This is a genomic window from Streptomyces mutabilis (assembly GCF_014649815.1).
Classification (GTDB): domain Bacteria; phylum Actinomycetota; class Actinomycetes; order Streptomycetales; family Streptomycetaceae; genus Streptomyces; species Streptomyces mutabilis.
Genome location: NZ_BMTT01000029.1, coordinates 48,767 through 55,048, shown reverse-complemented (window position 1 = coordinate 55,048; position 6,282 = coordinate 48,767). Strand labels below are relative to the sequence as shown.

Genomic DNA, 6,282 nt, shown 5'->3' with positions numbered 1-6,282 from the left:
GACTGGGCGGCGCAGGTGACGGCGGGCAGGACGGTGCCCAGGGGTGCGCGGGAGCCGGACCGGGCGAGGGCTTTGAGGCGGGGCATGTGGTCCAGGAGACGGGGGGTGAGGCCGACGACGTCCAGGACCAGGAGCGGGGTGGGCCGGACCGTGCCGCCGCCGGTGCCCTGGTCTTCGGGTCGGGTCATGGCAGCTCCTTCAGGCCGAGGTCGGTCAGCAGGTCGCGGGCGAGGGTCAGCTCGGCGGCGATGCCGTCGGTGAGCTGGGTACGGGCGCGGGGCCGCAGTCCCGGCGGCAGGGCCCGCCAGGTGTAGGTCTCCACCTCCAGGCGGCGGGTGACCGGACGCGGACCGCCGACCAGCACGGTGAGCGTCTCGACCAGCACCTCGAGGGTGGAGCTCAGCGGCGGCGCGGGCGGGGCGTGCAGCGGGACGTGGAAGTGGGCCCGCCAGTGGACGGCATCCGGCAGCACGCCCCGGGCCAGGGCCTGGCCGAGCCCGTCGGTGCCGTGCAGTGTCCCGGCTGCCCTGGCCCGCGTCTGGTGCAGGAACCGCGGCTCGTCCAAGGCGGCGAGCGCCGATCGGACCGCGGGATCGCGGGGATCACCGGCGTACAGGGCCGCGGAGAGCCGCACCTTGGATACGGCGATCCCCGTCCGCTCCAGGGCCGCCAGAGCCGCCTCGGGCTCCTCGAAACTCGCCGCCAGGTGGCAGGTGTTCAGGCACAGGCCGAAGCGGTGCCCGGGCAGAGCGGCGAGCGGGCCGAACGAGTCCGCGGTGGTCTCGACCGCGCACCCGGGCTCCGGCTCCAGGGCGATCCTGATGGAGCGGCCGGTCTCGGACTCGAGCCAGTCCAGCCGGCGCGCCAGTTCCGTCAGGGCCGTGTGCGCCGTTGCCGCCGCCGTCTCGTCGGAGCCGGTGCGCCAGGCCGGCGGCAGAGTGGAGATGGTGCCCTCGGCGACATCCGAAGGCAGCAGCCGGGCGAGCAGTCCGGCCAGGTCGCTGGTGTACCGGAGGCGCTCCGGGTCGGTCCAGTCGGGCCGGTACACCCGGTGCTCGACCTCTTCGGCGCCGAAGCCCTGGTAGGGGAAGCCGTTGAGGGTGACGACCTCCAGGCCGCGCCGGTCCAGTTCGGTACGCAGGCCGCGCAGCGCGGCGGGGTCGGTGCTCAGCGCGCCCACCGCGTCCCGGGCCAGCCACAGGCCGATTGCCAGGCACTCGGTGCCCAGTCGGCGGCGTACCGGTTCGCAGTGGTCGCGGAGCTGGGCGAGGACTCCGTCGAGGTTCTCGGCCGGGTGGACGTTGGTGCAGTAGGCGAGGTGGACGGTGGAGCCGTCCGGGTGGCGGAAGCGCATCGCTCACTCCCCGCCGCGCAGGACGGAGTTGCCCTCGTGGGTGGGGCCGGGCGGGGCGACGTCCAGGGCGAGCCGTCCGCTGAGGCCGTAGAAGGCCACCGGGTTGCGCCACAGCACCCGGTCGACGTCGTCCTCGGTGAAGCCCTCGGCCAGCATCAGGTCGGCGACCCTGCGGGTCTTGAGGGGGTCGCTCCTGCCCCAGTCCGCGGCGGAGTTGACCAGGACCCGCTCCGGACCGTACTCGCGCAGGACGGCGACCATCCGCTTCTCGTCCATCTTGGTGTCCGGATAGACGGAGAAGCCGAGCCAGGCGCCGCTGTCCTTGGCCTCCTTGACCGTGGTCTCGTTGAGGTGGTCGACCAGGACCCGGTCGGCCGGCAGCGCGGACTCGCGGACGACGTCCAGGGTGCGCCGCAGACCGGCGAGCTTGTCCCGGTGCGGGGTGTGCACCAGGGCCGGCAGCCCGTGGTCGGCGGCCAGCTGGAGCTGGGCGGCGAGCGCGGAGTCCTCGGCCGCCGTCATCGAGTCGTAGCCGGTCTCACCGACGGCGACCACACCGTCCTTGACCAGATAACCCGGCAGCTCCTCGAGGACCGGCACACACCGCGGGTCGTTGGCCTCCTTGGGGTTGAGGGCGATCGTGCAGTGGTGGGCGATGCCGTACTGCGCGGCGCGGAACGGCTCCCAGCCGAGCAGCGCATCGAAGTAGTCACGGAAGGAGGCGGGCGAGGTGCGCGGCTGCCCGAGCCAGAAGGAGGGCTCCACGACGGCGCGGACGCCGGCGGCGTACATGGCCTCGTAGTCGTCGGTGGTACGCGAGGCCATGTGGATGTGCGGATCGAAGATGCGCATCAGGCCCCCTCGGCCGTCAGGGCGAGTACGCGGTCGAGGTCGTCGGGGACGGGCCGTCCGGCGGCGGTGCGCTCTGCTGCGAAGTCGCCCAGCATGCGCGCGAGTTCGCGGTCGCCGCGGGCCCGGTCCGCCACCTCGGCGGTTGCCACGGGCACCCCGGTGAACAGGCACTTGAGGATGGCGTGGCGCCAGGCGTGGGCGTCCAGGTGCGCGGCGGCGTACGGCCCGACGGCCGCGGCTATGAGCCCGGTGTCGTTGGTGCGCAGCGCGTCCTCGACGAGCGGTACGCCCTCGTCCGGGGCGAGCGGGAGATCCGGCAGGGCCAGCAGCACGGCGCGGCGTTCGGCGCCGGTGCCCCGCTCGTAAAGCCGGGCCACGGCTGCCGCGTCGGGACAAGCCGTGCGCAACAGGAGCACCCGGGCCGCCTCCGCGGCCTGGGGCCCGCAGGCGCGGCCGGCCGCCGCGAACCGCAGCTGCCACCCCGGTGCGCCCGGCTCCGGCGGTGCGCCCGGGGCGCGGCGGGTGGCTTCCTGGGCCTCGGCGAGCGCCAGGTCCAGCCAGTCGGCGCCTTCGGGACTGAGGCGGGCGAGTAGTTCCTCGCGGGTGATCAGCATGCGAGTTTCCTTTGCCCGAACGGGCCGGGGGAGGGGTGTCGACGCTCGCCGGGCCGGCGGGCCGGGCGCACGGCCCGCCGGTGTCCGGTGGCCGAAGAGCGCGCGATCATGTGGGGCTCACCTTCCGGGCCAGTCGGCGGGCCACCGGGACCAGCCCGGTGAGCAGCGTCGCCGGGACCAGCGATCCCGAGCGCGCCGCGAGGGCCGCCTGGAGCGGGATCATGGCCCGGATGCCACCGCCGACGGCTCGCTGGGTCAGCGGCGGCGACGGGTTGAGCACGGCGTGCAGGAACGGCCGCGCCGCCGTCGCCACATAGGCACCGGCCAGTGCGGCACGGGCCAGCGCCCGGGGCGAGCCGCTGCCGCGCCGGTCCCGTCCGCCGGCGGCCAGTGCGCCGATCACGGCCGTCGCCGCGAGCGCGGCGAGCGACCTGCCCGGCGCGCCGCCCCGGGTCTCGCAGCGGGAGACGGCGGTGACCGCGTAGGTGTGGGCGCCGAGCGCGGCGGCGGGCGGCAGGGCGCGCCGTACCGCCCGGCCCGGACCGTGGCCGTCCCCTTGGACGGCGGCGGTGGCCACCGCTCCGAGTATCAGGTCCAGGCCGCGGGCCGTGGCCATCGCGGCCGGACCCGCGGGGGAGTGCTTGAGCCGCAGGTCGTACGCCCAGACGGTGCCGGCCAGAGCGGTGGTGGTGAGCGCTGCGGGGCGTCCGGCGGCAAGGGAGAGGCCGATTCCGGCCGCGGTCAGCCCGGCAGCCGCCGCCAGCGCCCGGGCGGGGGCGATGCGTCCCGAGGGGAGAGGGCGCTCCGGACGCTCGGCGGCGTCCTCCTCCCGGTCCGCCCAGTCGTTCAGCGCCATGCCCGCCCCGTACAGGCACAGGGAGGCACCGGCGGCGAACGCGGTGCGGGCCCCCGGGCGCAGCCCGCTCGCCGCGGCCCCGGCGAGCGCGTCGCCGGGGACGGTGAACAGGGCGGACACCCGCAGGAGTTCGGCCCAGTCGCGAGGGCTGCTCACCGGGCCTCCGCCAGACGCGCGGCGAAGTGCAGCAGGGCGGCGTACTGCTCGGACAGCGCCGATGAGCCGCCGTCGGGGTCCTTGAAGTAGAAGCCGAGCTCCGGCAGGCTTCCGGTGATCCCCGCCTCGTGGGCGCGGGCGGCGAGGCGGGCCAGATCGAGCACGAGTGGCGCGGCGAGCGCCGAGTCGCAGCCCTGCCAGATGGTCTGCAGGACCATCCTCGAGCCGAGGAAGCCCTCGAAGGCCACGTGGTCCCAGGCAGTCTTCCACTCGCCGAGCGCGGGCACGTCGTCGATGTGCACCTCGCCCTCGGGCAGCGCCCCGAGACTGTCCTCCAGGACCCGGTTCTTACCCGCGTTCTTCGCCGCGGCCGCCGCGGCGTCGGCGAGCGCCGCCCCGTCACCCCCGCCGAGCAGATTGGTGCCGGACCATGCCCGGACGTCCAGGGCACGCTGACGGAACATGGGGGCGAGCACCGCCCGCAGCAGGGTCTGACCGGTCTTGCCGTCCCGGCCCGTGTACGGCACTCCCGCGGTCCGTGCCGCTTCGGCGAGTGCCGGGTGACGTATCCCCGTCGACGGAGTGAAGTTCACATACGCGCAGCCCGCGCGCAGGGCGGCCGCGGCGTACAGCGAGCTGGCAGGCAGCCGTGCGGCGCCCTCGGCGGGTGCGGGCTCGGTGGAGGCGACGTTCACCACGACGGTCCGGGCGACCCCGGCGCGGCGGGTGAAGTCCTCGATGTCAGCGGTGAAGGCCGCGGTCAGCTCCTCGTCGGTGCGGGTGTCACCGGCCGACGGCCCGCCGGCTCGGATCTCCCGGTCCGCGGCGGCCAGTTCCCGGTGCGCGGCCCGCACGAACCTGTGCGGAAGAACGCCCTGCTCGGCGAGGGCCTCGGCGCGCTTGGGAAGCGGCCAGTCGGCGGTGTCGTGGCCGCCGAAGACCAAGGAGGACAGGGCCGGCAGGCCGGCCGCCGCGAACGGCTCGGTCTCGGTGACCAGGCCCGTCGGTGGGCACAGGCCGGCGGCCACCGTGGCGCATCCGACGACCGTGGTCGTGGCGACGGAGCCGCGGGCCCCGATGAGCCACACGCCCGTACCGGCTCCTCCCTCGGGGCCGGTACGGGGAAGGGACGGCTCGGCATGCTCGGACACGGAAGGCCTCCTGGAATGCTTCGGTTGCTGGACGAGCGGGGTACCTGGAGCGCGGCGCCCGGCGGGAACCGGCCGGTCCTCGGCACCGTCTCCCGGCCGTGTGCGCGGGCCCCCAGGGGCGTTACTCGGCGCGCTGCTGCAGGTGGGCGGCCAGCTCGCTCCAGGTCGCCGCGCAACTGCGGGCGAGGTCGGCGACCTCGGGCGCCCAGTGCGGGGGCAGTCCGCGGCCGAGAGTCTCGATGCTGTCGCCGTCGACGCAGTAGTGGTGCAGCCAGCGCAGGGCGCGCCGGCCGGCTTCGGTGTGCCGCAGCGAGGGGTCCTCGCTGAGCTTGACGAGCAGCTTCTGCCGGTCCACCACGACCGGACCGCGTGCCGCTCGCCCGGAGGCGGGCGGCCGCTGCCGGGCCGGCGCGGTGGCGACGGGGCCGGCCTCGGCGCGTCTGTCCTGCTGTGCCGTGCGGTAGCGGCCCGGGACGGGGTCCTCACCGCGGTTGATGCGTTCGCGTACGTCACGCACCGTGGCGGGGGAGAGCCCGGTGGCACGGGCGACCTCGCGCAGACCGGCGTCGGGCTGCTGATGGAAGATCGCGGCCGCGTGGCGGCGGCGCTGCGTACTGTCGACGGGGCGCACCCGGCCGTCCCGGCCGATCCGCATGGTGGACTGTGCGACGCCCCCGGCCGATGACTGCGCGCGGATACGGGAGACGGTCTTGTCGGAGATCCCGGTAGCGGTGGCGACCGCGCTGTCCGACCAGTCCGGGTGACTCAGGATGATACGAGCCGCCGCGGATGCCCTGTCGGCGCGGGAGAGCGGCAGACCGTGAGTGACGTTGGCCCTGACCGACAAGACGAAGGCGTCGGTCGGATCGCAGTCCAGCAGCCTGGCCTCGATCTCGGTACGTCCGTTCAGCAGGGCGGCACGGACCCGGTGTGCGCCGTCGATGACGCGCAGGGTGGGCCGGTGCACGGTGATGGGGGGCAGACGATCTCCTGCCTCGGCGAGCATGCGAACGTGATGGGGGTCCTCAGCGTCCAGGCGGGGCGAGTCCGACAGGACGAGCGAGTCGATCCGTACGCGTGTGAGCGGCAGTGATTCGATCCGGACGGCCGAGGACTCGATCTCCTCGATGTCGGCAGTCGGGTACGTCAACTCGTCGGCCAGAGACAACTTGCCCCTCCTGACAGCACTCCTGTGGTGGCGCACACGTGGAAGGTCTTCCGGATACGTGTCCCTGAGCGGTGTCGGCCGCCTTGAGCCCTCATGACCGGTCCGCCGCGCGAGGACGGACGAGAGGGGAT

General features: G+C 74.7%; 7 protein-coding genes. All 7 read right to left on the bottom strand.

All coding sequences use genetic code 11. The features are described 5' to 3' along the window. A partial coding sequence (locus IE142_RS32380) for an alkaline phosphatase family protein (protein WP_191889030.1) occupies positions 1 to 188 on the bottom strand: 188 nt, incomplete at its 3' end. Next, positions 185 to 1,354 (bottom strand): metabolite traffic protein EboE, encoded by a 1,170-nt coding sequence (eboE, locus tag IE142_RS32375; protein ID WP_191889029.1) that lies wholly within the window; start codon positions 1,352 to 1,354, stop codon positions 185 to 187. The genes eboE and IE142_RS32380, both read right to left, overlap by 4 nt. A 3-nt stretch (positions 1,355 to 1,357) precedes the next feature. Continuing rightward, positions 1,358 to 2,206, bottom strand: a complete 849-nt coding sequence (locus IE142_RS32370) for a TatD family hydrolase (protein ID WP_191889028.1) — start codon at positions 2,204 to 2,206, stop codon at positions 1,358 to 1,360. Further along, on the bottom strand, positions 2,206 to 2,820 hold the full coding sequence (locus IE142_RS32365; protein WP_191889027.1) for an EboA domain-containing protein: 615 nt from the start codon (positions 2,818 to 2,820) through the stop codon (positions 2,206 to 2,208). The genes IE142_RS32370 and IE142_RS32365 overlap by 1 nt, the downstream gene beginning before the upstream one ends. A gap of 106 nt (positions 2,821 to 2,926) precedes the next feature. Further along, positions 2,927 to 3,832: an SCO3242 family prenyltransferase gene (locus IE142_RS32360; protein ID WP_229831096.1), complete on the bottom strand. Its 906-nt coding sequence runs from the start codon at positions 3,830 to 3,832 to the stop codon at positions 2,927 to 2,929. Continuing rightward, positions 3,829 to 4,983, bottom strand: coding sequence for an inositol-3-phosphate synthase (locus IE142_RS32355; protein ID WP_191889026.1), 1,155 nt, complete (start codon positions 4,981 to 4,983; stop codon positions 3,829 to 3,831). The genes IE142_RS32360 and IE142_RS32355 overlap by 4 nt, the downstream gene beginning before the upstream one ends. Positions 4,984 to 5,104: 121 nt before the next feature. Continuing rightward, positions 5,105 to 6,151 (bottom strand): ParB/RepB/Spo0J family partition protein, encoded by a 1,047-nt coding sequence (locus IE142_RS32350; RefSeq protein ID WP_191889025.1) that lies wholly within the window; start codon positions 6,149 to 6,151, stop codon positions 5,105 to 5,107. Positions 6,152 to 6,282: the final 131 nt, after the last annotated feature.

What these genes read in the sequence shown, in the direction of transcription:
- eboE (WP_191889029.1), bottom strand. Translation starts at nt 1,354, where the DNA reads ATGCGCTTCCGCCACCCGGACGGCTCCACCGTCCACCTCGCCTACTGC.
- IE142_RS32370 (WP_191889028.1), bottom strand. Translation starts at nt 2,206, where the DNA reads ATGCGCATCTTCGATCCGCACATCCACATGGCCTCGCGTACCACCGAC.
- IE142_RS32365 (WP_191889027.1), bottom strand. Translation starts at nt 2,820, where the DNA reads ATGCTGATCACCCGCGAGGAACTACTCGCCCGCCTCAGTCCCGAAGGC.